At 59.0% G+C, this 23,717-nt stretch carries 20 protein-coding genes; 10 read left to right on the forward strand and 10 right to left on the reverse strand.

What is annotated here, in order from left to right:
• The first annotated feature begins 102 nt into the window (after positions 1-102).
• The 4 genes from miaB to GOB93_RS03655 all read left to right on the forward strand — a co-directional run bounded on the left by miaB (position 103) and on the right by GOB93_RS03655 (position 4,046).
• Positions 103-1,443 (forward strand): tRNA (N6-isopentenyl adenosine(37)-C2)-methylthiotransferase MiaB, encoded by a 1,341-nt coding sequence (gene miaB / locus GOB93_RS03640; RefSeq protein WP_173582166.1) that lies wholly within the window; start codon positions 103-105, stop codon positions 1,441-1,443.
• A 68-nt stretch (positions 1,444-1,511) separates the two neighbouring features.
• Positions 1,512-2,567, forward strand: coding sequence for a PhoH family protein (locus GOB93_RS03645; protein ID WP_173582237.1), 1,056 nt, complete (start codon positions 1,512-1,514; stop codon positions 2,565-2,567).
• Complete coding sequence (ybeY, locus tag GOB93_RS03650; RefSeq protein ID WP_173582167.1) at positions 2,551-3,120, forward strand: rRNA maturation RNase YbeY; 570 nt, start codon at positions 2,551-2,553, stop codon at positions 3,118-3,120. The genes GOB93_RS03645 and ybeY overlap by 17 nt, the downstream gene beginning before the upstream one ends.
• Positions 3,102-4,046: a hemolysin family protein gene (locus tag GOB93_RS03655; RefSeq protein WP_173582168.1), complete on the forward strand. Its 945-nt coding sequence runs from the start codon at positions 3,102-3,104 to the stop codon at positions 4,044-4,046. Before ybeY ends, GOB93_RS03655 begins: the two co-directional genes overlap by 19 nt.
• 365 nt (positions 4,047-4,411) lie before the next feature.
• Here GOB93_RS03655 and GOB93_RS03660 read toward each other — a convergent pair whose 3' ends face one another.
• Positions 4,412-5,518, reverse strand: coding sequence for an NADH:flavin oxidoreductase/NADH oxidase (locus tag GOB93_RS03660; RefSeq protein WP_173582169.1), 1,107 nt, complete (start codon positions 5,516-5,518; stop codon positions 4,412-4,414).
• 49 nt (positions 5,519-5,567) lie between these two features.
• Positions 5,568-6,230 carry a hypothetical protein gene (locus tag GOB93_RS03665; protein WP_173582170.1) on the reverse strand — a complete coding sequence of 221 codons (663 nt, stop codon included), beginning with the start codon at positions 6,228-6,230 and terminating at the stop codon, positions 5,568-5,570.
• 234 nt (positions 6,231-6,464) lie between these two features.
• Here GOB93_RS03665 and purU point away from each other — a divergent pair, with 234 nt between their 5' ends.
• Positions 6,465-7,355: a formyltetrahydrofolate deformylase gene (gene purU / locus GOB93_RS03670; protein ID WP_173582171.1), complete on the forward strand. Its 891-nt coding sequence runs from the start codon at positions 6,465-6,467 to the stop codon at positions 7,353-7,355.
• A 123-nt stretch (positions 7,356-7,478) separates the two neighbouring features.
• Here purU and GOB93_RS03675 read toward each other — a convergent pair whose 3' ends face one another.
• From GOB93_RS03675 to mutM, 7 genes are all read right to left on the reverse strand, one after another.
• Complete coding sequence (locus tag GOB93_RS03675; protein ID WP_173582172.1) at positions 7,479-7,853, reverse strand: hypothetical protein; 375 nt, start codon at positions 7,851-7,853, stop codon at positions 7,479-7,481.
• A gap of 129 nt (positions 7,854-7,982) precedes the next feature.
• Positions 7,983-10,424, reverse strand: coding sequence for a DNA topoisomerase (ATP-hydrolyzing) subunit B (gyrB, locus tag GOB93_RS03680; protein WP_173582173.1), 2,442 nt, complete (start codon positions 10,422-10,424; stop codon positions 7,983-7,985).
• A 150-nt stretch (positions 10,425-10,574) separates the two neighbouring features.
• On the reverse strand, positions 10,575-11,732 hold the full coding sequence (gene recF / locus GOB93_RS03685) for a DNA replication/repair protein RecF (RefSeq protein WP_173582174.1): 1,158 nt from the start codon (positions 11,730-11,732) through the stop codon (positions 10,575-10,577).
• A gap of 59 nt (positions 11,733-11,791) precedes the next feature.
• Positions 11,792-12,916 carry a DNA polymerase III subunit beta gene (gene dnaN / locus GOB93_RS03690; protein WP_173582175.1) on the reverse strand — a complete coding sequence of 375 codons (1,125 nt, stop codon included), beginning with the start codon at positions 12,914-12,916 and terminating at the stop codon, positions 11,792-11,794.
• Positions 12,917-13,142: 226 nt separating this feature from the next.
• Positions 13,143-14,615, reverse strand: a complete 1,473-nt coding sequence (gene dnaA, locus GOB93_RS03695; protein WP_173582176.1) for a chromosomal replication initiator protein DnaA — start codon at positions 14,613-14,615, stop codon at positions 13,143-13,145.
• A 507-nt stretch (positions 14,616-15,122) separates the two neighbouring features.
• Positions 15,123-15,392, reverse strand: a complete 270-nt coding sequence (gene rpsT, locus GOB93_RS03700; RefSeq protein WP_173582177.1) for a 30S ribosomal protein S20 — start codon at positions 15,390-15,392, stop codon at positions 15,123-15,125.
• 188 nt (positions 15,393-15,580) lie between these two features.
• On the reverse strand, positions 15,581-16,438 hold the full coding sequence (gene mutM, locus GOB93_RS03705) for a bifunctional DNA-formamidopyrimidine glycosylase/DNA-(apurinic or apyrimidinic site) lyase (protein ID WP_173582238.1): 858 nt from the start codon (positions 16,436-16,438) through the stop codon (positions 15,581-15,583).
• Positions 16,439-16,466: 28 nt separating this feature from the next.
• Here mutM and GOB93_RS03710 point away from each other — a divergent pair, with 28 nt between their 5' ends.
• The 5 genes from GOB93_RS03710 to GOB93_RS03730 all read left to right on the forward strand — a co-directional run bounded on the left by GOB93_RS03710 (position 16,467) and on the right by GOB93_RS03730 (position 22,106).
• On the forward strand, positions 16,467-17,261 hold the full coding sequence (locus GOB93_RS03710) for a class I SAM-dependent methyltransferase (RefSeq protein ID WP_173582178.1): 795 nt from the start codon (positions 16,467-16,469) through the stop codon (positions 17,259-17,261).
• A gap of 6 nt (positions 17,262-17,267) precedes the next feature.
• Positions 17,268-18,584, forward strand: coding sequence for a bifunctional phosphopantothenoylcysteine decarboxylase/phosphopantothenate--cysteine ligase CoaBC (gene coaBC, locus GOB93_RS03715; protein WP_173582179.1), 1,317 nt, complete (start codon positions 17,268-17,270; stop codon positions 18,582-18,584).
• A 37-nt stretch (positions 18,585-18,621) separates the two neighbouring features.
• Positions 18,622-19,074 carry a dUTP diphosphatase gene (gene dut / locus GOB93_RS03720; protein ID WP_173582180.1) on the forward strand — a complete coding sequence of 151 codons (453 nt, stop codon included), beginning with the start codon at positions 18,622-18,624 and terminating at the stop codon, positions 19,072-19,074.
• A 111-nt stretch (positions 19,075-19,185) separates the two neighbouring features.
• Entirely contained in the window at positions 19,186-20,943 is a 1,758-nt protein-coding gene (locus tag GOB93_RS03725; protein ID WP_173582181.1) for an ABC transporter permease subunit, read from the forward strand.
• Between the two features lie 194 nt (positions 20,944-21,137).
• Positions 21,138-22,106 carry a LysR substrate-binding domain-containing protein gene (locus tag GOB93_RS03730; RefSeq protein WP_173582182.1) on the forward strand — a complete coding sequence of 323 codons (969 nt, stop codon included), beginning with the start codon at positions 21,138-21,140 and terminating at the stop codon, positions 22,104-22,106.
• 6 nt (positions 22,107-22,112) lie between these two features.
• Here GOB93_RS03730 and GOB93_RS03735 read toward each other — a convergent pair whose 3' ends face one another.
• Complete coding sequence (locus tag GOB93_RS03735; RefSeq protein ID WP_173582183.1) at positions 22,113-23,690, reverse strand: aldehyde dehydrogenase (NADP(+)); 1,578 nt, start codon at positions 23,688-23,690, stop codon at positions 22,113-22,115.
• Positions 23,691-23,717: the final 27 nt, after the last annotated feature.

A 23,717-nucleotide genomic window follows, 5' to 3' on the forward strand; every position in this document is an offset into this window, starting at 1 on the left:
TCTGTGACGACTGACTTCTCCCTCCCTTCTGACAAATCTGACACGCGGGATGTGTCCCTTTCCCCTGCGGCTCGGGCGGACGGGGTTCGTCGGAGGCTGCATATGATCACCTGGGGTTGTCAGATGAACGTGTATGACAGCGCGCGGATGACGGATGTGCTCCGGCCGCTCGGCTACGGGCCGGTCGACAATCCTGCTGACGCTGACATGATCATTCTTAACACCTGTCATATTCGTGACCGGGCGGCGGAGAAGGTTTTTTCCGAACTTGGCCGGCTGCGGGTGATCAAGGATGAGCGGAAGGCGGAAGGACGGAGCACGGTTCTGGCGGTTGCGGGTTGTGTGGCCCAGGCCGAGGGCGAGCAGATTCTGAAACGCGCGCCTTATGTGGATATCGTGCTGGGGCCGCAGACCTATCACCGGTTGCCGGAGATGGTGGCGCGGGCAGCGCGGGCTGGCGGATCTGTGATCGATACGGATTTTCCGGCCGAGCAGAAATTTGATTTTCTGCCGGAGGACGCGGCTCCGCAGACAGCGGCCAACGTTTCGGCTTTTCTGACTGTGCAGGAAGGCTGTGACAAGTTCTGTTCTTTCTGTGTCGTGCCTTATACGCGCGGCGCAGAAGCGAGCCGGCCGGTTGCGTCCGTTCTGGCAGAGGCACGGCGGATGGTGGCAGGCGGCGTGCGGGAGATCACGCTGCTTGGGCAGAATGTAAATGCGTATCACGGCGAGGGACCGGATGGTGGCGTGTGGGGACTGGCGCGGCTGGCTTATGCGCTGGCTGAGATTCCGGGGCTGGACCGCATTCGCTACACGACGTCTCATCCCCGCGACATGGACGATGCGCTGATTATGGCGCACCGCGATCTGCCGGCGCTGATGCCGTTTCTGCATCTGCCGGTGCAGTCAGGGTCTGATTCGATCCTGAAAGCGATGAATCGGGGACACACGGCCGACGAGTATCGCCATCTGGCAGATCGGCTGCGCGAGGCGCGGCCGGATCTGGCGCTGTCGTCCGATTTCATCGTCGGGCATCCGGGGGAGACGGATACCGATTTCGAGGACACGATGCGGCTGATTCGCGATGTCGGTTTCGCTCTGGCCTATTCGTTCAAATATTCCGTTCGGCCGGGAACGCCTGCAGCCGGAGCGCCGCTGCAGGTGGCTGAGGATGTGAAGGACCAGCGTCTGCAGGCGTTGCAGGCGCTTCTGCGTGAGCAGCAGGATGACTTTAACGGTTCCGTGGTGGATCGTGTGGCACCTGTTCTGTTCACCGGACGCGGCCGGAAGCCGGGCCAGATGGTCGGGCGGTCGCCGTGGCTGCAGCCCGTTCATGTGGACGGAACGGACGATCTGACTGGCACGGTTCGTCCTGTGCTGATTACGACGCGGCTCAGCAACTCGCTGGCCGGGCATCTTATCGAGGAGTGCGCGCTCGCTTGACCCAACTGTCAGCCACCGGAACCTCGCATCCCCGCACCAGGGGCACTCATTCTCTTGCCGGAGCAGGGATGTCGAAACCGACGACCCTGCAGTTCGGCGATAACGCGTTGCTGGCGCAACTGGTTGGCGATCATGACCGCCACCTGCACCATCTGGAGGAAGCGCTCGGTGTCCGTCTGACGCGACGGGGAAACCGGGTGGCGATCAGCGGTGATCCGGGCCGGGTGGCTCTGGCGCATTCGGCGCTGACCTCTCTTTACCGGCGGGCTGAGCGTGGCGGGGTGATTGACACGGGCGAGATCGATGCGGCGATCCGGTTGTCGGACATTCATGCCGCGCTGAGAGATCAGTCACCGGGCATTACGGGCGCAGGCGCCGTGGCCGGAGAGCCGGCGCCGGTGCTGGCGGATCTGCCGGCGATCCGTACGAAGCGCGGGGCAATCGAGCCACGCTCGCCGGGTCAGGCGGCGTATATGGACATGCTGGCACGTCAGGAAATGGTGTTCGGTGTGGGTCCTGCGGGTACAGGCAAGACCTATCTGGCGGTGGCGCAGGCGGTGGCGATGCTGCAGGCCGGGCAGGTGGACCGGATCATTCTGTCGCGACCGGCGGTTGAGGCAGGTGAGCGGCTTGGGTTTCTTCCGGGAGACATGAAAGACAAGATCGATCCGTATCTGCGGCCGCTTTATGACGCGCTGCATGACATGATGCCGGGCGATCAGGTGATCCGGCGGATGGCGACGGGTGAGATCGAAGTAGCGCCACTGGCATTCATGCGCGGGCGGACACTGGCTCATGCTTATGTGATTCTCGACGAGGCGCAGAATACGACGCCGGCACAGATGAAGATGTTTCTGACGCGCATGGGCAATGGTACCCGCATGGTTGTGACAGGCGATCTGAGTCAGGTGGACCTGCCTTCCGGCACGGTTTCCGGGCTTCAGGACGCGCTGAACACGCTGGAAGGGGTTCAGGGTATTGCCGTGAACCGCTTTGACGCGAGCGATGTGGTGCGGCACAGACTGGTTGCGCGCATTGTTGATGCGTATGATCAACGGAAGACGGCGGAACGGGAAACTTCCCGCAACAGGTTCCGCCGGGAGCAAGATGGAACCGCCAGGTAGTATAAGTTGTAGCTTAGCGGCTGCGACAGAGAGCGACCCTTCCAGACGGAACGGGTCTCCCCCCTCCCCTCTTTTTATCAATGAGGGGAAATTTGGAATCTCTGACGGTGGTCCTGAGATCATCGTTGAGGATGTGCGCTGGCGGGCTTTTGTTCCGCGCGCGGAAGCGATTGTCTGGCGCGCCTGCACGGCGGCCTGTCGGCGAACGGAAGCCCCTGCTCCGGAGACGGTTGTTCTGTCTTCGGATCGCGTGGTGAAGCTGCTGAATGCGCGGCATCGCGGACGCAACAAACCCACGAATGTTCTGACTTTTGAGCCGCCGGAAGGGTTTCCTGGCGGCGAGATTATCCTTGCGCTGGAGACGGTGCGTCGCGAGGCAGAGGCGGCACATCGGCCTGTTGCCGATCATCTTGCGCATCTTGTGGTCCACGGAGTGCTGCACCTTGACGGGCATGACCATCACGGTGCCGGCGAGGCTGTGCGGATGGAGATGGAAGAGGCGCGGGTGCTGTCAACGATTGGTGTTCCTAATCCATGGAAGCCACGGACATGAGCGGTTCTGAAAACGGATTTTCGGGCGAGAAGCATGACGGGCGCGGCAAGCGCGGGTTGTTTTCGCTGTTCGGGCGACGGAAGGACCAAGGGCTGCGTCATTCCATCGCGGCGCTGGTTCAGGAAGCGGCGGAGGCCGGGGATTCAGGCGATGAAGCACCGGAACTGGATCGTCAGGAACGGGCGCTGATTGCCAATGTTCTGCGGCTGCGGGAGACGAGTGCGGACGATGTCATGATTCCGCGGGCGGACATTGTGGCGATGTCGGCGGATATCAGTCTGGATGACGCGCTGGCGATGATGCGGCGGGAGAATCATTCCCGGATGCCGGTTTATCGCGGACAGCTCGATGACATTGTCGGCATGATTCATGTGAAGGATCTGATTGCCTATCTGGGTACGAGCGAGGCGTTCACGCTGGAGCCGCTTTTGCGACAGCCACTGATGATTGCACCGCAGATGCCGGTTCTCGATCTGCTGCTAATGATGCGGCAGCGGCGGATGCATATGGCACTGGTGATCGATGAGTATGGCGGTATCGACGGGCTGGTAACGATCGAGGATCTGGTTGAGACGATTGTCGGCGATATATCGGACGAGCACGACGAGCCGACGACTTCGATGATCGTGGAGCGTCCGGACGGTTCTTATGACGTTGACGCACGGTGTCCGGTGGAAAAGTTTGAGACAGTTCTCGGGCCGATTCTGACGGAGACCGAACGTGAAGCGGAAATCGAGACCATTGGCGGGCTGGTATTCCGGCTGGCGGGGCATGTGCCGACGCGGGGCGAGGTGTTTACCCATGAAGGGGGCTTCCTGTTCCGGGTTCTGGACTCTGATGCGCGGCATATCCGGCGGGTAAGGGTTCGGAAGACCGCAGTGGATACCCCCGCCGGGGAAGCCGGCGACGGGAAGCAGGGTAGCTGAGTGCTGCGGACGGTTCTGCCGGCGCCGTCTTCTGGCGATAGCGGGCAGTGTGCTTCCATGAAGGCTTCGCGTCCATCGTCCGAGCACCCTGAGAAATAGCTGTAACGCTGAGTGTGGCCGTAATTAGGTACGGATCAGGGCTTTTGCGTACAAAACAGTCAGATGAGTTGCGCGATAAGTGAAGTTGATGCGTTTTTGCGGATCGCTGGCAAGGGCTTTGAACCCTCCTTCGGCGGGCTCACCGGCGCGTTGCGCTCCTGGCAGGGAACGACGTCGAAAGAATGAAAAGCGGAACACGGCTGTTGAGAGAAATGATCCGGCGTGTCGCAACCGGATCATTTTGTCCCTGATTATAACGAAATCGATCAGGACGGAGGCAGGAAGAGTTCCTTCAGGGTATGAGGCTGGCAGCGGAGATACTGGTTCGGAGCTCTGACCTTTGCACCGAGATGGGCGGCGGCGTGCCAGGGCCAGCGGGGATCGTAGAGAATGGTCCTCGCCAGGGCGACGAAGTCGGCGTCACCGGTGGAAACAATAGCTTCGGCCTGCTCAAAACCGGTGATGAGACCGACAGCTATGACGGGAAGCTTCGTTTCGGCTTTAACGGCACGTGCGAGCGGCACCTGATAACTGGGACCGACGGGGATCTGCTGCTGCGGGCTGAGACCACCGCTGGAGACGTGGATGGCGTCACAGCCTCGCGTTTCGAGAGCTTTCGCAAGGACGATGGTCTGATCGATATCCCAGCCGCCAGGAACCCAGTCGGTTCCGGAAACGCGGATGGTGACAGGACCATTCGGGAAAGCCGCACGGATAGTGTCGAAAATTTCCAGTGGGAAGCGGAGACGGTTTTCCAGACTACCACCATAGTCGTCACTCCGTTGATTGGAGAGCGGTGAGAGAAACTGGTGGATGAGATAGCCGTGGGCTGCGTGGAGCTGCACAGCGTTGAAGCCGAGATTCGCGGCCCGTTTCGCGGCAGCGGAGTACGCGGCACGGAGGCGGCTGAGATCAGATTTGTCGAGCGTGTGCGGCGGCACGGTGCCTTCGGTGAAAGGAATAGCGGATGGGGCTTCGGTCTGCCATCCGCCGGGATTACCGGCCGGGATGTGTTTCCCGCCTTTCCAGGGTACCTCCACCGAGGCTTTCCGGCCAGCGTGACCGAGCTGAATGGCGAGCGGGATGTCCGAGACGGCGCGGATGCCGCCGAGTGTACGGGCCATGGCGGCTTCGGTCTTGTCGTCCCAGAGACCGACATCATGCGCGGTGATGCGGCCTTCCGGGGTGATGGCAGTAGCCTCGACAGTGAGCAGAGCGGAGCCGGAAAGGGCGAGATTACCGAGATGGATAAGGTGCCAGTCGGTCATACAGCCGTCGATCGCGGAGTACTGGCACATCGGAGCGATAATGATGCGGTTATCGAGGTTCAGTTCGCCGATTTTTGCGGGTTCGAAGAGTTTTGGTCCGGACATGGGATTCTCCTGCCTGCGCTAAGATTTTTTACGTCCGGGCCGGAAAGACTCAGTAGAACTGGAGACCACTGATCTCCATTTCCGGGTCCAAATAGTACGGAACATAGAATGTCGGCGTGGCGGACGTGGTTATACTGTTGATACCTGATGGCAGCGCGGCGGGTTTGTGCCCGGTCGCGGCAAGACAGGTGTAGAGTGTACTGCGCAGTTTGTCTTCGGACAGACCAGTCTGGCCAGTTTTACGGAACAGGTCTTCCGCGTACGGTTTACAGGCAGCGGGCGTACGGTCGATCTTATCCGCGGTCTGTTTGTCGCGGTAGGCGGTAACCTGAGCATCGGTCAGCCAGACGCGGAAATAATCAGGCGAAGAAGGATCAAGCCAGAGGGCACGCCAGCCTTTCGGACCGTTTTTAAGGCGGGTGACGGCGATGCCTTCTTCTTTTGAGCCATCGGCACGGGTCAGGGTGCCATGGCAGGCCATCGCCTGGTAATGAGAGCCGAACAGCGAGCCACGAATGGCACCATTGCTGAACGTTGTGGCAGAACTTGCGGGTGGTGCACCGGTCACGTCAGGCAGAGGTGACGGGCTGTTGGCGACAGCGACGATGGCGTTGGCGATATCGGGTTCGGCGCAATAATTTTTTAGCGGATCGACCGTATAGGAACATCCGGAGACGAGAAGCGCCGCGAGGGCTGTGATGCGGGATTTCATGGTCTGGCTCGCTGTGTGAGGCCGTTTTCCGTCGGGCCGGTTATATGTCCATCTCGACGCATGGCGGCTAAATATAACATGTGTCTGACATGACTCATTTTTTTGTGCATTGTCCTGGATCAATTCCGGACTGCGGGGCGAAACGTGGACGGACGGTCCTGTATTGGCTATCGGTACCCGGTTTGCGGCCAGTTTCCTGCATCATGAGACCGGATTTCCGGCATGGGGAGTTTTATGTCTGCGGCATCTGTAAACGGCACTGCCGCAACCGGCGGGTTTCGCACGCTGACGCTGAGCTGTGTTAACAGGCCGGGGATCGTGGCCGCAATTTCGCATAAGCTGTTCGAACTGGGTGCGAACATTACGGAAGCGCAGCAGTTTGACGACACGGAGAGTGGTAAATTCTTCATGCGGGTGGTGTTCAGTCCGTTTGAAGGATGGAAACCAGAGCGCCTGATACCTGAGATATCGGCGCTGGCGGCTGAGTTCGGCATGACGTGGACGATCAAGGAAAATGCACGTCCGACACGGGTAATACTGATGGTGTCGAAATTCGATCACTGTCTGGTCGATCTGCTCTATCGCTGGCGCGTGGGTGAACTGGCAATCGAACCGGTTGGGATTATCGCCAATCATCCGGCGTCTGTTTATGAAGGTGTCGATTTCTGTGGGATTCCGTTTCATTATTTGCCTGTAACCGGAAGCACGAAAGCGGTACAGGAGACGCTGGTTCTGCAACTGGTTGAAGAGACAGGAACAGAACTGGTGGTGCTGGCGCGCTATATGCAGATTTTGTCGAACGAAATGGCGGCGAAATTATCGGGACGCTGCATTAATATTCATCACTCGTTTCTGCCTGGCTTCAAGGGGGCGCGGCCGTATCATCAGGCGCATGAACGGGGTGTAAAACTGATTGGCGCGACGGCTCATTTCGTGACGCATGATCTCGATGAAGGACCGATTATCGAGCAGGATGTGGAACGGATCAGCCATGCGGACACGCCCGAGGATCTGATCCGCAAGGGCCGCGATATTGAGCGGCGGGTTCTGGCACGAGCAGTGCGGTATTATACCGAGCAGCGTGCGATCCTGAACGGACGGAAGACGATTGTATTTCTGGACTGATTTTATCCCAGGGCTCTCTGCCTGCGGATCCTCCGGATACCAGGAACCTTTGAAATCCGTTTTGCTTTCGTAAATCGGGCGCAGTATTCTGCCGGGCTCAGGCGGAACCTGACACTATATGATTTATGCTGTCAGAGAACGGAACTTTGCGTAATTCGGCTGTCCGTCAAACACGAACAGCATGTAATAATCGAGATAATGCCGTTTATTGCGGGCAACTTTCGAATAGAATGGATAAACGTTAAACGGACCGAGATAACCGGGCGGAAGAGGATCACGGTCCAGGATACACTGCACGCGAAAGAGCGGTATGTAGACAGCACCCTCCTCATTTTTGCGTTTGCGCACGTGCCAGAGGTTTCTGCGAAAGTCCTTCAGTTTATCAGGGAGGATGAAGATCATTGTTTTTTCGATGAAGGGCTTCTGAAACTCTTTCGGCTTCAGATAGCGCAGATCGTCTGGCATGTCGCAAAACCAGGGATGATCCTGAACGATCAAGCTGCGGTCTCCAAGTGGTGTTGGTTTATGCGGACTGCTCCTGCCCCGTTCTGACGACCAGTAAAATGTTTAGTAACGGTCTGAAGCCTTTGATCCGCTTCGGGGCTGTCCCCCGAAGCGGATCCTGCCTTAAACGTCGAGATTGGCAACCTTGAGCGCGTTTCCGACGATGAAGTCGCGACGCGGCTCGACAACGTCGCCCATAAGGGTAGAAAACACCTCACCGGCTTCTTCGAGATCAGAAATCCGGACCTGAAGCAGTGTACGAACAGCGGGGTCGAGTGTCGTATCCCAGAGCTGCTCGTCATTCATTTCGCCCAGACCTTTAAAGCGATTGATGGCGAGGCCCTTTCGCCCCTGGGCCAGCAGCCGGGCGAAAGCTGTCGATGGACCGGAGGCAGGCAATTCCGTGCCGTTTTCAAGATGAATAACGATACCCTGCGCATAATCACGCATCAGACGAGTGGCATTGTGTCCCAGCCAGCGAATATCCGTGCCGGTAAAGGTTGTCCGGTCGATCCGGTACATCTCTCCTATCCCGCGGACATTACGCCCCAGTTCCAGTCCTGTATCGCTGAGAACAACTTTCCACCCGCGCTCGGCAGGTTCTGAAGCGTCATCGAGACGTTTCTGCAGATCGGGGATGCGACTTTGTGCCGTGTCACGATCCGCATCGAATACACCTGCGATAGCGGCCTGTTCTATAACCCAGCCGGGAACACGGCTGGAAAGACGGGCGATGACATTTGCGGCTTCGCGCATGAAAGCAATCTCAGCCTCACGTTCGTCGCCTTCGAGGATATGGCCATTTCCGAGCGTCAGAGTGGTATTATTCAATGCTTTATCGAGCAGATAGCGTTCGAGTGCAGCATCATCTTTCAGATACCGCTCTTCATTGCCGCGCTTGGCACGGTAGAGCGGCGGCTGGGCAATATAAAGATAGCCCTTCTCGATCAGCTCAGGCATCTGCCGGAAGAAGAACGTCAGCAACAGGGTCCGGATATGCGACCCGTCAACATCGGCGTCTGTCATAATCACAATGCGATGATAGCGAAGCTTTTCGAGCGAGAAGCCACCCTGATCTGCCTCGCCGCGACCTATGCCGGTGCCGAGCGCAGTAATGAGTGTGCCGATTTCGGCTGAGCCGAGCATGCGGTCGAAACGAGCCCGCTCGACGTTCAGGATTTTGCCTTTGAGGGGCAGGATGGCCTGAAAGCGGCGGTCTCTGCCCTGCTTGGCGGTCCCGCCTGCGGAATCACCCTCGACGATAAAGATTTCGGCTTTCGAGGCATCACGTTCCTGGCAGTCAGCAAGTTTTCCCGGCAGGGAAGAAATATCCAGAACCCCTTTGCGGCGGGTCAGTTCACGGGCCCGACGGGCGGCCTCACGGGCAGAGGCGGCGTCAAGCACCTTTGAGACGACCACTTTCGCCTCTTTGGGATGCGTTTCGAACCAGTGGCCGATCATATCGGCAGCAGCTGTGTGAACGACGGGCTGCACTTCCGACGAGACGAGTTTATCTTTGGTCTGCGAAGAGAATTTCGGGTCTGGCACCTTCACGGAAAGGACTGCCGTGAGTCCTTCCCGCATGTCATCACCGACCAGGGAAGCGGCATCTTTTTTAGCGATACTTTCCGCGTATTTGCCGACGATGCGCGTCAGGGCCTGGCGGAAACCAGCGAGATGCGACCCACCATCACGCTGCGGGATATTGTTTGTGAAACACAGCATCGTTTCGTGATAGCTGTCGTTCCAGGTCAGTGCGAACTCGACCTTAATGCCGTTATCCGGGTTTTCCAGACTGCCATAGATGGGCGGCGCGATGATCGGAGCACGGGAACGATCAAGCCATTCGACAAACGCAATAAGTCCGCCGTCATAATGAAAGACCTCCTCACGGACGGGCTCCGTACGGGCGTCGCGCAAAGTGATTTTCAGTCCTGAATTGAGAAAAGCCAGTTCTCTCAGGCGGCGTTCGAGAATGGAAAATTCGAAAATCGTTTTCGTGAACGTCTGTCCGCTTGGCAGAAAGGTGACCTGGGTGCCACGCTCTTCGTCCGAGGACCCGATCTCCACCAGCGGGGCGACGCGTTCGCCGTGACTGAAGCGAATCATGTGCTCGGTGCCGTTACGCCAGATACGGACTTCCATCCATTCGGACAGGGCGTTGACAACAGCGGCACCGACACCATGCAGGCCGCCGGAAACTTTGTAAGAGTTCTGGTTAAATTTTCCACCTGCGTGCAGTTTCGTCAGCACAACTTCGGCGGCGCTGATACCCTCTTCCGGATGCATATCGGTGGGGATGCCACGCCCGTTGTCACGCACGGTGACGCTGCCATCTGCATTGAGGGTCAGTTCGCAATGAGTAGCGTGGCCAGCCTGGGCTTCATCGACGGCATTGTCGATGATTTCAAAAGCCATGTGATGCAGGCCCGAACCATCATCCGTGTCGCCGATATACATACCGGGGCGTTTGCGTACGGCGTCCAGCCCCCTGAGAACCGAGATTGAAGACGCGCCATAGTCATCATTCCCGGCAGGTGTGGAAGGCGTGGCTGACTCTGTCATTCGGGGAGGATGCTCCGGTGATTTTGTGCTGAAATGATTATCGGGATCTTATACTCCCTTTGCTGGTGCGGGGCCAGCTTGCAGACCGGGGAAGTGCGCGATTTGCCACCGGTTTTCGCAAAATGAAGCCGTTTTTGGGACGCTGTGCCGTTATGCGTGCGAACCGGTTCCTGCGCCGGCCGGATCGGGTCCAAGGGCACCGTCATTCAGGCGCACGAAAAGGGCTTTTTTGCGCAGAGGAGCGAAAGGGTCAGGATCGGTTCCGGTCAGCAGGACCGGGGTCTGGAAATCGAGGAGCATACTCAGCAGCGCAGCGCGTCGAGCAGCGTCCAGATGGACGAGCGGCTCGTCGAGAAGGAGCATTGGCGCAATGTTACCCGGCGCACTCATAAGACGAGCGTGGGCGAGAATCACGCCGATGAGCAGCGCTTTCTGCTGCCCTGTGCTGGCTTCACTGGCCGGGCGACCGGTTTCCAGATCCTGAAGAGAAAAATCGGTGCGGTGAGCCCCGAGTACGGCGTGGCCGCGAAGACGGTCAGCATCGCGTGAGGTGCGAAATTCGGCGCGGAGCCAGTCTTCCACCGCGAGAGCCGGTTCAGTCCCCAGCCGGCTGGCAATAGGACAGATCAGGGACAAAAACGCGGACGGAAAGGCGCCGGACGGATCGGCGCCTGTGGCGTTAAGGCGGGTGATGAGTTCCTGACGGGCGGCCACAACAGCGACGCCATGACGGACCATGGCGTCTTCGACACCGGAAAGCCAGGCAGGATCTGTGGACCGGGTGGAGAGGATGCGGTTACGCTGGGCGGTGGCACGTTCACAGGCGGCGAGTTCACGGGCGTGGTGCGGGGCCATGGCGACAACGAGACGGTCCAGGAAACGTCTTCTGCCACTTGCGCTTTCTCCGAACAGGCGATCCATCTGCGGTGTGATCCAGACGGCGGAAAGATAGTCTGCCACTGCGGCGCGGGCGCGGAGGGCAACACCGTCAACGAGGAACTTGCGGGCACCGTCCTGGCCGGCTTCCATGCCGGTGGCGATTTCGAATGTGCCGCGATGGTCGGCGAAGCGGGCGGCGACACCCCATCCTGTTGCGGTGGCATCAGTCCCGGGCAGGTGACGGCGGAGATCGGCGGTCCGTGCGCTGCGGAGACCGCGTCCGGGGGTGAGAAGTGAGAGGGCTTCGAGAAGGTTGGTTTTTCCACTGCCGTTATCACCGGTGATGATGACGGGCGATGAGGCCGGCTCCCAGGCGAGCCGGTCGTAATTACGGAAGTTTGTGAGGACGAGACGAAGAAGATGTGTCATCGGCTGAAGCCGGAGTAGCCCGGCTCTCTCCGGGCTGATCTGTGCGTTTGAAACGGATTTCAGACCCGCATTGGCATCAGCACGTACAGTGCCGAAGGACTGTCCACGTCACGGACGATGGTGGGCGCTGCACTGTCAGCGAAGACGAATTCGACATCCCTGGCAACCTGATCGGTGATGTCATTGAGATAGCGAGCCTGGAAGCCGATTTCCATATCCTCGCCATCATAGGTGACGCGGTTGTCGTCAAGTTCTTCTTTTGCAGTACCCTGATCGGCGCTGGACGCGGACAAAATGAGCAGATCGCGGGAAAGAGTCAGTTTGACCGGCCGCGAACGCTCCTGACTGATGGCAGCGACACGGGCAACAGCATCTGAAAAATCCTTTTTGCCAACACGAAGTGTACGATTATTACCCGTTGGGATAACGCGCTGATATTCGGGAAAAGTGCCATCGATCAGCTTGGATGTCAGGGTGATCGGGCCGACGGTAAACTGAATACGGGTGTCGGATACGGCTACATCGACTTCCTCCGGCGCTTCGTCAAGAAGTTTACGGATTTCACCGACAGTTTTACGGGGAATGATAACGCCGGGCATACCAGACGCGCCGGCTGGCACTTCAGTTTCGACGCGGGCCAGACGATGACCGTCTGTGGCAACAGCGCGCAGAAGGCCACCGGCATCGCCTTCAGCCACGTGCATGTAGATACCGTTAAGATAATAACGGGTTTCTTCTGTCGAAATTGCAAAACGCGAGCGGTCGATGAGGGATTTCAGAACCATGCTGTTCAGTCTGAACTGGTGCGGCAGATCGCCGGCGATCATGGAGGGGAAATCATCGACGGACAGGGCGTTCAGGCGCGTAGCGTAGCGACCGGCACGGAGATCGAGCTGTGAGTCCGCTCCGGGATGACTGAGCTCGACATCGCTGCCATCGGGAAGTTTACGAACGATTTCGTAAAGGACAGCAGCGGGGGCTGTTGCCGAACCGGGTGTATGAATGGTGGCGGGCACTTCCTCGACGATGGCGATTTCCATGTCGGTGGCGGTGAGAGCAAGACGACCGCTGGTGGCATCGATCAGCACATTGGCCAGAATGGGGATGGTATTCCGCTTTTCGGCGACACTCTGAATATGAGCGAGAGCCTTGAGCAGGGTGGCACGCTCGGCCGTAAACTTCATCGACGCCTGTTCCTCTGTGAAGCGCGGACTGATCGCGCCATCCGGCCATGCTGACCGGCTGAAAAGTGGTTGGATACTTTAACAGGGAGCGGCACGGGGGCAAAGGCTGGCAGGCGCAATTTTCGGGTCTTCGTCGTGTTTCAGACCCGCCTTTCCCGGCTGTCCGTTTGCCCTGCTCCGGTCCGGCCGTGGTCCTGCCGAACCTTTCCGGCCCTGCTACCGGATCTCAGCTTTCAAGCATACGTCTCATGAGTTCGACGTCTTCGGCGAAAGCGGTATCGCGTTCCATCAGTTCAGTAACGCGGGAGACGGCATGCATGACGGTAGTATGATCGCGGTTACCGAATTTACGGCCGATTTCCGGAAGTGACCGGCTGGTGAGCTGCTTGGCAAGATACATCGCGACCTGGCGCGGACGGGCGACGGCACGGGCGCGGCGGGCGGAAGACATATCGGTAAGGCGGATATTCCAGTGCTCGGCGACCTTGCGCTGGATTTCCTCGATGGTGACACGCCGGTCGTGTGCCTTCAGGATGTCGTGCAGGACTTCCTGGGTCGACTCCAGCGTAACCGGCCGCCCAAAGAGATTGGCGTGGGCGATAAGACGATTCAGCGCGCCTTCAAGCTCCCGGACATTGGTGGTGATCTTGTGGGCGAGAAATTCCAGCACCTTCGCAGGCACGGTCACGCCTGAGGCAGCAGCCTTCGCTTCCAGAATCGAGATGCGGAGTTCGAAGGTTGTCGCGTGGATATCGGCGACCATACCACACCCCAGACGGGTACGGAGACGATCTTCAAGACCGGACAGATCGGAAGGAGATTTGTCGGCTGAAACGACGATCTGACGGCCGGCATCCACGAGGGCATTGAAAGTATGAAAGAACTCTTCCTGGGTGTTGTCCTTGCCGATGAGAAACTGGAGATCATCAATCATCAGAACGTCGACAGAGCGGAGCTGGTCCTTGAATTCCACGGTGGACTGGGAACGGATCGCCGCAATGAAGCGATACATGAATTTTTCGGCCGACATATAAGCGACGGAAATCCGGCCTTCCCGCATAAGCTCGGCGCCGATGGCATGCATGAGGTGAGTTTTACCGAGACCAACGCCGCCATAGAGGAAAAGTGGATTGAATCCGGCGCTGGACGGTTTTTCTGCGACGCGACGTGCGCAGGCGTAAGCGAATTCGTTGGGCTTGCCGACGATGAAGGTATCGAAGGTGAAGCGCGGATCGAGCGGAGCGGCGAGGTCCGAGCGGGCATCACCCGGGCGCTCAGCGGCACGGGATGGCGTGGAAACAGCCGGGGCTGCGGCCATGGGTGTTGCGGAAATCGGCCCGCCGGAGTCCACAGCGGCGGGCGGCATATCGCCCGGACGCATGACCTGAAGCTCGACGCGCCGGATCGCCGGAATTTCCTGATTCCACAATGTACTGAGACGATCGCCGTACTGACCACGGACCCAGTCACGAAGGAATCGCGTCGGCAAAAGGAGTGTGACCTCATCGCCGTCTATGGGGCCGGGAACAATCTGCTGAAGCCAGGTGCGGTATTCGACATCCCCGACCTCCGACTTCATCCGTGCGGCGATCCTCGACCAGGCGTCGGTGATGAGGCCGGAAAAAGCACCTGCGGCAGCCTGCTCTGCATCCGGAAGCCCTTCGTTCAGCAATCTTTCGGACTGTGTTGGAACCGGCATCTTCCGCGTGCACCCATTTCCTGGGAGTCAGTACGGGCTGACCGGCTTGCGCGGCGCGTCCGTCGACTCCAGCAATCGTTTTCGTTCACAGGCCCGCACCGCCAGACAGCGATACCATCAGAATTTCCGTTACCAGACCCTCCGCTACGCGGCGGGCACAGAAGCCCGTTGCGGTCTTTAGCTCCGCCAACTCCGACGTCCACCGATGACCGCATAATGCGGTCAGTCGACCTGCGTCTGCATATCAAGCTGTTCGGCAGAAAGTAGATCATCGATTCGCATGGCGCAATGAGATTCTCGACTCGGTTACGCAATTTGACATGAGGTATTGCAAATCGCGAATAGCGTAAGATGATCGCTTCTTAATCTCATCATTACACTTCCGCTCAAAATAAATAAGCCGAAACACTTTAAGAGTGTTTCGGCTTATTTAAGCATCATATAATTAATATTTGAGAAACCAGAAATTTAACGCTTTACGAAAACGCTCTGGCGGCTCAACCCTGTTCAGGCAACGGCAAGTGCCTTGATACGCGAAGACAGGCGTGAAATTTTGCGGGCTGCCAGGTTACGATGAATGACACCCTTGGTAGCCGCACGCTGGATTTCCGGCTGAGCCACCTTCAGTGCGGCATTCGCTTCGTCTTTGTTACCTGCTGCAATAGCCGTTTCAACCTTCTTGAGGAAGGTGCGCATGCGGGACATGCGGGCGGTGTTGCGAAGGGTACGACGCTCCGTCTGACGGATGCGTTTACGAGCGGATGCGATGTTCGCCATTGTTTTCTGTCTGGTCCAGCAAAGTCGATGTGGTGATGCGTGTCCCGTCTGTCCGACGGTCATGCCCGAATAAGGTTGGCTTCTCTAGTCCAGTGCCGGTTCGCACGTCAAGCAGAGTTCTCGGGTGACCGCGCTTTTCGCAGCCGGCAGGCCATGCATATGCCGCAGGCCCTTCGTGCCGACAGCTCTTATTTCATGTCAGGAGCCGGTTGCTGGCGAGGACAGAAGAACGTCGAACGACCGGACTGAGTTATCTTCACGATACCGGGACAAGCTTCCCTGCCCTTCTCTTTCTGACAGTCAGGACAGCACTGGCCGGCGCGGCCATAGACACGCCAGGCATGCTGGAAATAGCCAAGCTCTCCGTCGGGCTGGACGTAATCGCGCAGGCTGGACCCGCCGGCGGCGACAGCTTCCGTCAGAACAGCGCGGATGGCGCTGACAAGGCGCCGGATGGCGGGCATGGTCAGCGTGCCGGATGGCGTAGCCGGATGGATGCGTGCGCGGAACAGGGCCTCGCAGACATAGATATTGCCGAGACCGGCAACGACGCGCTGATCGAGCAGCATGGCTTTGATCGGAGATCGGCGCCCTGCGAGACTTCTGGCCAGGCTGTCGGCGGTAAAGTCCGGCTCCAGTGGTTCCGGCCCCATACCCGCAACGAATCGATGGGAATTTTCTTTCTCTGTCGCCACGAGATCGATGGCACCGAAACGGCGAGGATCGATCAGGCCGAAACGGTGGCCTTCTTCTGTTGTAAACGTGACGTGTTCATGGAGAGCGGCCTCATCGGAAGCATCCAGGGTAACGCGACCGGACATGCCGAGATGCAGCAGCATCGACATTCCGCCGGAGAGTCGCATGAAGATGTATTTCCCGCGCCGGCGGAAACTTTCAATACGCCGGCCGTTGAGAATTTTTGTCAGGTTCTCCGGCAGAGGCCAGCGGAGGTCCGGACGGCGGGCGACGGCAGAGGCGATCCTCTGGCCTTCCAGGCTGGCGCGCATGCCGCGCATCACGGTTTCGACTTCGGGGAGTTCTGGCATTGCGACAAACACGCTATAGGTCGGCGCCATGACCGACAATGCCCCCTACAAGATCCATGAAGCGACGGGCGCCACGGGCGCTGCTGCTGATGAAACCACCGATTTTGGCTATCGCGATGTGCCACTCACTGAAAAGAAGCCGCTTGTAAGGGCGGTGTTCGACAGTGTTGCGAGTCGCTACGATGTGATGAACGATCTGATGTCGCTGGGCGTGCATCGGGTCTGGAAGCGGATTTTCAACGCGCAACTGGCGCCTCAGCCGGGTCTGTCCCTGCTCGACCTTGCGGGCGGAACGGGCGATGTGACATTTGGCTGGCTGGCCGGCGGCGGTGGCCCTGCGATCATGACGGACATTAATGAGAAGATGCTGTCCGTGGGGCGGGACAGGGCGATTGCACGGGGCTATGTCTCAGATCTGTCGTTCTGTGTGGTAGATGCGGAGCAGATTCCACTGGCGGATCGTTCGGTGGATCGGGTGACGATCTCTTTTGGTCTGAGAAACTGCACAGACAAGATGGCCGTGCTGAAGGAAGCGAGGCGGGTTCTGAAGCCCGGCGGGCGCTTTATGTGTCTGGAGTTCTCACAGGTTCAGGTTGCGGCTCTGGCGCCGGTCTATGACGCCTGGTCGTTTAAGGTGCTGCCGACGATGGGACAGCTCATCGCGAAGGACCGCGACAGTTACCAGTATCTGGCGGAGAGCATCCGCATGTTCCCGGATCAGGAGACGCTGGCGGACATGTTCCGGGAGGCCGGATTTGCGCATGTGAAGTATCAGTCGCTTTCTGGCGGCATCGCGGCGATTCACTCCGGCTGGCGGCTCTGATTTCGCATGAAAGCCGCAGCGGCGCGAGGTGACGGAGCAGCGCAGAAGCGGGTTCTGCTGATCGTCAGCGGCGGGATCGCGGCCTACAAGGCGCTGGAGCTTGTGCGGTTGCTGAAAACATCCGGCGTGGATGTTCGCTGTGTGCTGACAAAGGCGGCGACGGAGTTTGTCACGCCGCTCTCGTTGCAGGCGCTGAGCGGAGAACCGGTCGGACAGGATCTGTTTTCGCTGACGGACGAGCAGGAAATGGGACACATTGTGCTGTCCCGCTCGGCAGATCTGGTTGTGGTGGCACCTGCGACGGCGAACATCCTGGCAAAAATGGCACAGGGACTGGCGGATGATCTCGCGACGACATTGCTTCTGGCGACGGATACGCCGGTAATGGTCGCACCGGCAATGAACGTGCGGATGTGGGAGCATCCGGCGACACAGGCCAATATGGCGCTGCTGGTGGATCGGGGCGTGATGGTTGTCGGCCCGGATGAAGGCGAGATGGCCTGCGGAGAGTTTGGAGCCGGACGGTTTGTCGAGCCCCCAATGCTGCGGGATGCGATTCTCGGGTGGTTTGGAGGGCAGTCCTCTTCTGGCGCAGCTGCTGCGTCAGTGGGGTTTCAGGGTGCGGCATTAGGGTGGGAGCCGCTGGCGGGACGGCGGGCACTGGTGACGGCCGGGCCGACGCATGAGCCGGTCGATCCGGTGCGATATCTTGGGAACCGGTCTTCGGGACTGCAGGGCTATGCGATTGCGGCGGCTCTGGTGGTGCTCGGAGCGCGGGTAACGCTGGTGAGCGGACCTGTGTCGCTGGCTGATCCGGCGGGTGTGAATGTGGTTCGGGTTGAGACCGGGCTGGAGATGGAACGGGCCGTGCGCGCGGCCCTGCCGGTGGACATTGCCGTGTGCGCGGCGGCCGTGGCTGACTGGCGGGTGGATGGAATTTCGGGTCGGAAGCTCAAGAAACGGGCGGATATGGCACCCCCGGTTCTGACGCTGGTACCGAACCCGGATATTCTGGCGATTCTGTCGGCTCCTGGACCGGAACGTCCGACGCTTGTGGTGGGATTTGCAGCTGAAACGGATGATGTGGAGGTCAATGCGGTTGCCAAGCGCACCCGGAAAGGGTGTGACTGGATCGTGGCGAATGATGTTTCAGCTGGTACGAATGTGATGGGCGGTCCGGATAATCGGGCCGTTCTGATCACGGAAGACGGAATTGAGCGCTGGCCGCTGCTGCCGAAAGCAGATCTGGCACGGCGGCTGGCGCAGAGGATCGCGGCGCGGTTTGAGGCGCCTGTGATGGCGAGTGGCGGCGAGCGGGTCTGAGGCCGGGCTTTTTGTTTTTGTATCCGGGAGATTGTGGATGACGGCGCCTTTGGTTCCTGTTTCTGTGCGACGGCTGGCTCATGCGGATGGGCTTCCCCTGCCCTCCTATGCGACTGCAGGCGCAGCTGGAATGGATCTGCTTGCGGCGGTGAGCGGGTCTCTGAGTGTTCTGCCGGGCGGTCGGGCGATTATTCCGACGGGACTCTGCATTGCACTGCCACCGGGCTATGAGTTGCAGATCAGGCCCCGCTCCGGCCTGGCGCTGAAACATGGCATTACGGTTCCGAATACGCCTGGAACGATTGACGAGGATTACCGGGGCGAGATCTGCGTGATTCTGCTGAATACCGGAACGGAGGTGTTTACGGTGGAGCGCGGGATGCGGATTGCGCAGGCGGTAATTGCACCGGTCTTCCGGGTGCTGTGGAACGAGGTGGACGATCTGGACGAGACCGCGCGTGGCATGGGCGGTTTCGGTAGTACGGGATAGTAATTCCTGATCGCTCAGTGACAGGAAGTGTGACAGATACCCGCTGAGCCTTTGACAAAGGGAGCCTGAAAGGGCTCCATTTCTTTATCACGGGCAGAAAACACGGAAAATATGAGCGCCTCTGGCAGTCCTTTATCTGAACGTTTCGCAGCGGATGTGGTGCCACCACGAGCCGGGATGTTCCGGCTGGCAGGTATCCGCGCGCTTGTCTGCATTCTCTGTCTGGAAATGCTGGCTGGCGTCGGAGTGGATGTTCTGACGGAACCGGATGCAGTATCCGGACGGCAGGTGGCGCATCTGTCGCTTCTCAGACTGCCGGACTGTGCACTGCATACGACTTTGCGGATGGCGACGGTTCTCATCGTGGCCCTCGTTTTTTCAGTCTGTTGCGCTCTGGTGATGGTGCGGTCGGCGCGGCTTCGCGAAAATATCCTGTCGTTTCTGACTGAAATGCGGACCATCCCGGTCTGTGGATTCCTTGTGTTTGTCGCGCCGTTTTTCTCGATGCTGATGCCGGCTCATGGCGTTGCCGGAGAATGCCTGGCAGACGCCGCTGTTTTTCCGGTTCTGGCGGGACCGATGACGGCGTCATTTTTGCAGGCAATCGGAGAAGTTCCGGGCGATCTCACTCTTATGGCACGCGGATTCCGGCTGACAGGCTGGCAGATGTTCTGGCGACTGATTGTTCCGGTTTCAGTTCCTGCGCTGGTGCGCGGGATGGCGCGGGCCATGCCGTATGCCTGGCTGGCACTTCTCTGGACAGAGATTTTCATACGGCATCGGGCTTCTTTTGTAACACCGGGTTTGGGAGCCTATGTTTCGGCGGCGGCATCAAACAGCGACGGGTGGCCCGTGGTTCTGTCAGCGGCAGTGATGATGCTGATTGTCGCTATGTATGACTGGTTTATTTTCCAGCCTGCTCTGACCTGGTCTTACCGGTTTGTTGCCGATAATGACGGTCAGCCGGTTTCCGATGGGCCCGAGGAACCCTGGATGCTGCAGTTTGTGCGACGGGCGCCAGCTATCGGATGGCTGGGCGGACATCTTGTACGGACGGCGCGGACGTTGGGAACGCTCCGGCTGGGAACGAAGCCGTTGGCGGAACCTTCGGCGGATATCTCGATACGGTCAGGTCTGCATGAGACAGCGGCTCTGACGGTGCTGTGTGCCCTGACGCTGGCTTTCTGCTGGCAGCCTCTGGTCTTTCATATTGGACCAATCGGGATTGTGCGGGTTGTGGCGCTCGGGTTCACGACGCTTCTGCATGTGATGGCGATGGTGTTTCTGGTATCCGCAATCTGGATTTTTCCGGGTGTGTGGCTTGGAAAACGTCTTGGCGCCATAGCCGGACATATGACGCTTCTGCGGCTTCTTGGTGTGTTTCCGACGGTCATGCTGTTTCCGCTTGCCGCAGCTCTGATCACCGCATTCCGGCTTTCTTCCGGCTTCTGGCTGATGCCGCTTCTGGTGACTGGTCCGCAGTGGCTTCTGGCAACCCGCCTGGTCAGTAGCGTCGCGGAATTTCCAAAAGGGCTGTTCGAAGCAGCCCAGGCTTATAACATCCGGGGCTGGATGTGGTGGCGATCGGTTGTGTTGCCGGGACTTGGCGGTGGCTGGCTTGCCGGGGCGCGGGCAGCTTTTTTTGGAGCCTGGAATCTGGCGATTGCGGCGGAGTTTGTGCGCTGGGGAAATGTCCGGCTGACTTCGGAAGGGATCGGATCGTATATAGCGGAGGCCGTGGAGGCCGGGGACAGCATACGGGCGGCGTTTGGCGTGACGGTGATGACGGCGTTTGCAGCGCTTCTCAGCGCGCTGGTATGGGAGCCTCTGACAACCTGGGTCCGGCGGCGGACAACCGGAGCCGGGTAAGGAAAATTTCGTTCGTTTTTGGGAACTCTGTCATACGTGACGGGTAAGTCAGGCCGATCTTGGCCTGATTTTGAGATATTTTAATTTTTTAAGGGAATTTCCAGCAGAACCGACAGCTGCATGGGACGTAATCAGCCTCCGGAAGACCCTGCGTCCGATCCGAACCGGAAACCGGTTCATGTGGAGAATATCCGGTGAATTCTGACGATCTGGCGCTTTTCGCGCTTGTTGCCGGTGATCTGAGTATTTCGAGGGCCGCCATGGCACTGGGGCTCGATCAGTCCACGGTCAGCCGGCGTATTGGTCTGCTGGAGACGCAGTTGGGTGGTCAGTTGTTTCGTCGCAGTGGACATGGGGTCAGACTGACGGAACGAGGGCGTCTGCTGCTGGATTATGCTGAGCGCGTTGGCCTGATTCTGGATGAAGCCTTTCAGGCTGTGCAATCCCGTTCCGGGACCGGTCCCGCGCATTTATGTATTGCGGCGCAGCCAACGATTGCCCGGATGCTGTTCGGAAGTCTCAGCCGCGCTGTCCGGGCGCGCTTTCCTGCGACCCGTATCCGTCTGATTGAGGGGCTGGCCGCTCAGATCCTTCCCCGTATGGATGCGGGAGAGATCGATCTTTCCATACTCTATGTCCCCGAACACACGGGCGGCCAGCACTGGGAAGCACTTTTGCTGGAAGATGTGCATCTGATCACGCCTGCCGGCCATCCTCTGGAAGGTAGCACGGTGGACGTTCGGGATCTGGGAGCAATTCCTCTGATTCTTCCAAGCACGCATCATGGTCTGCGCGTTCTGGTTGAAAAACTTGCCTCGCGTTATGATTTCCCTTTGCAGCTGGCGCTGGAATGCGATGGTTCGATTTCCATCACCAAGCGGCTTGTCCGGGAAAACTGCGGCTGCACGATTCTGCCTTCAGCAGCCGTTCTGGAGGATATTGCGTCTGGTACACTGAAGAGTTTCCGACTGACGAATCCGACGATCACACGCACAGTGGCTGCGACGTGGCCAAAGAAAAGTCTGCTGACGGATGATTTATCGTCGATTCTGCGGATTCTGCGCCACTGCACGGAAAGCATTGTCGCAGAAGAGCGATGGCCGGATGCCCGTCTCTGCCCGGCCACGACATCCCTTCCTGCGACTGCAGTCGAAAATTCCTGACAATAGTCAGCCGGGGACGGGAATTCCGTCCTGCAGGCGCCATACATGCAGAGGATTATCCCGTTGCAGTGATGCCGGAAGCAGAGCGTCGGGTATGTTCTGATAACAGACCGGCCGGAGGAAGCGGTCCATAGCCTCACTTCCGACAGACGTGGTACGGCTGTCGGAAGTCGACGGCCAGGGACCTCCGTGAACGATGGCGTCACATACTTCGACGCCGGTCGGATAGTTATTGACGAGAATGCGCCCGGCTTTACGTTCCAGAACGGGCAGAAGGACGCGTGCCATTGGATAGTCGTCCGGTTCGAGATGCAGGGTGGCGGTCAGCTGTCCTGAGAGATGGCTGGCAAGCCGGTACATTTCATCGACATTGCGGCAGACGACCAGAAGTGAACTGGGGCCGAAATTTTCTTCTTCCAGAATCGGGTCAGCCAGAAAGGCGGCAGCGTCCGTGCGGTAGAGAACGCCGCTTACCCTGCCCTGCTCTGTGCTTTCTCCATTCCCCGCGATACGGGTCACGGCAGGATGACGGGTAAGTCTGCTGATACCTCCGCACCAGGACTGATGGATTTTCTGTGTCAGCATTGACGCTGGCGGCACTTCTGACAGTGTGGACGCAATGGTTTTCACAAACCGGGCAAGAGCCGGACTTTCGAGGGCAATGAGAAGCCCGGGGCTGGTGCAGAGCTGACCCGCGCCGGTAGTCAGCGATACCGAGAAACCTTCCGCTATATCCTCGGCACGTTTTTCCAAAGCGGCAGGCAGGAGAAAAACCGGATTGATGCTGCTCATTTCAGCATAAAGCGGTATTGGTTGCAGTCGTGACTGCGCGATACGTAACAAGGCTGTTCCACCTTGCCGGGAGCCCGTGAAGCCGACGGCCTGAATGCCCGGATGGCTGACGAGTTCCTGACCGATGGTGATGTCGCTGGCAAAAAGCAGGGAAAACACGCCACCCGGCATTCCGGTGCGTTCGACCGCCTGCAGGATGGCCTGTCCGACTATTGCGGACGTGCCGGGATGGGCTTCATGCGCCTTAACGATGACGGGACAGCCTGCGGCCAGGGCGGATGCTGTGTCACCGCCGGCTACGGAGAAAGCGAGCGGGAAATTACTGGCGCCAAAGACAGCGACGGGACCCAGCGGAACGCGCCTCTGACGCAGATCGGCGCGGGGTGGCCGCCGGTCTGGCAAGGCGGAGTCCAGAACCGGCGCCTCATTTCTTCCTTCGCGGACCAGACGCGCGAACAGCCGAAGCTGGTTTACTGTCCGCAGCCGTTCACCGGTAAGGCGCGGCAATGGCAACCCGGTTTCCTCATGCCCCCTTATGAGAAGAGTCTCCCCGAGCGCCATGATCTCGTCGCCGATGGCCTCGAGAAACAGAGCGCGCTGCTCGCCGGGTAACTGGCGGTATTCATCAAAGGCGGAGACTGCGTGTGATACCGCTGCATCCACATCTTCCGGAAGCGCTCCGCCGAAAGTGGGTTCAGGTATTCGTTCTCCTTCCGGTGTCCATGCACAGAAATCACCTCCCCTGCCCCGCACGTATCGCCGACCGATAATCATGTCACCGCTGAGCTTCATCTGTTTTCTTCCTTTCTTTCTCGCGGA

The organism is Acetobacter musti (genome assembly GCF_011516835.1).
Taxonomy (GTDB): Bacteria; Pseudomonadota; Alphaproteobacteria; order Acetobacterales; family Acetobacteraceae; genus Acetobacter; species Acetobacter musti.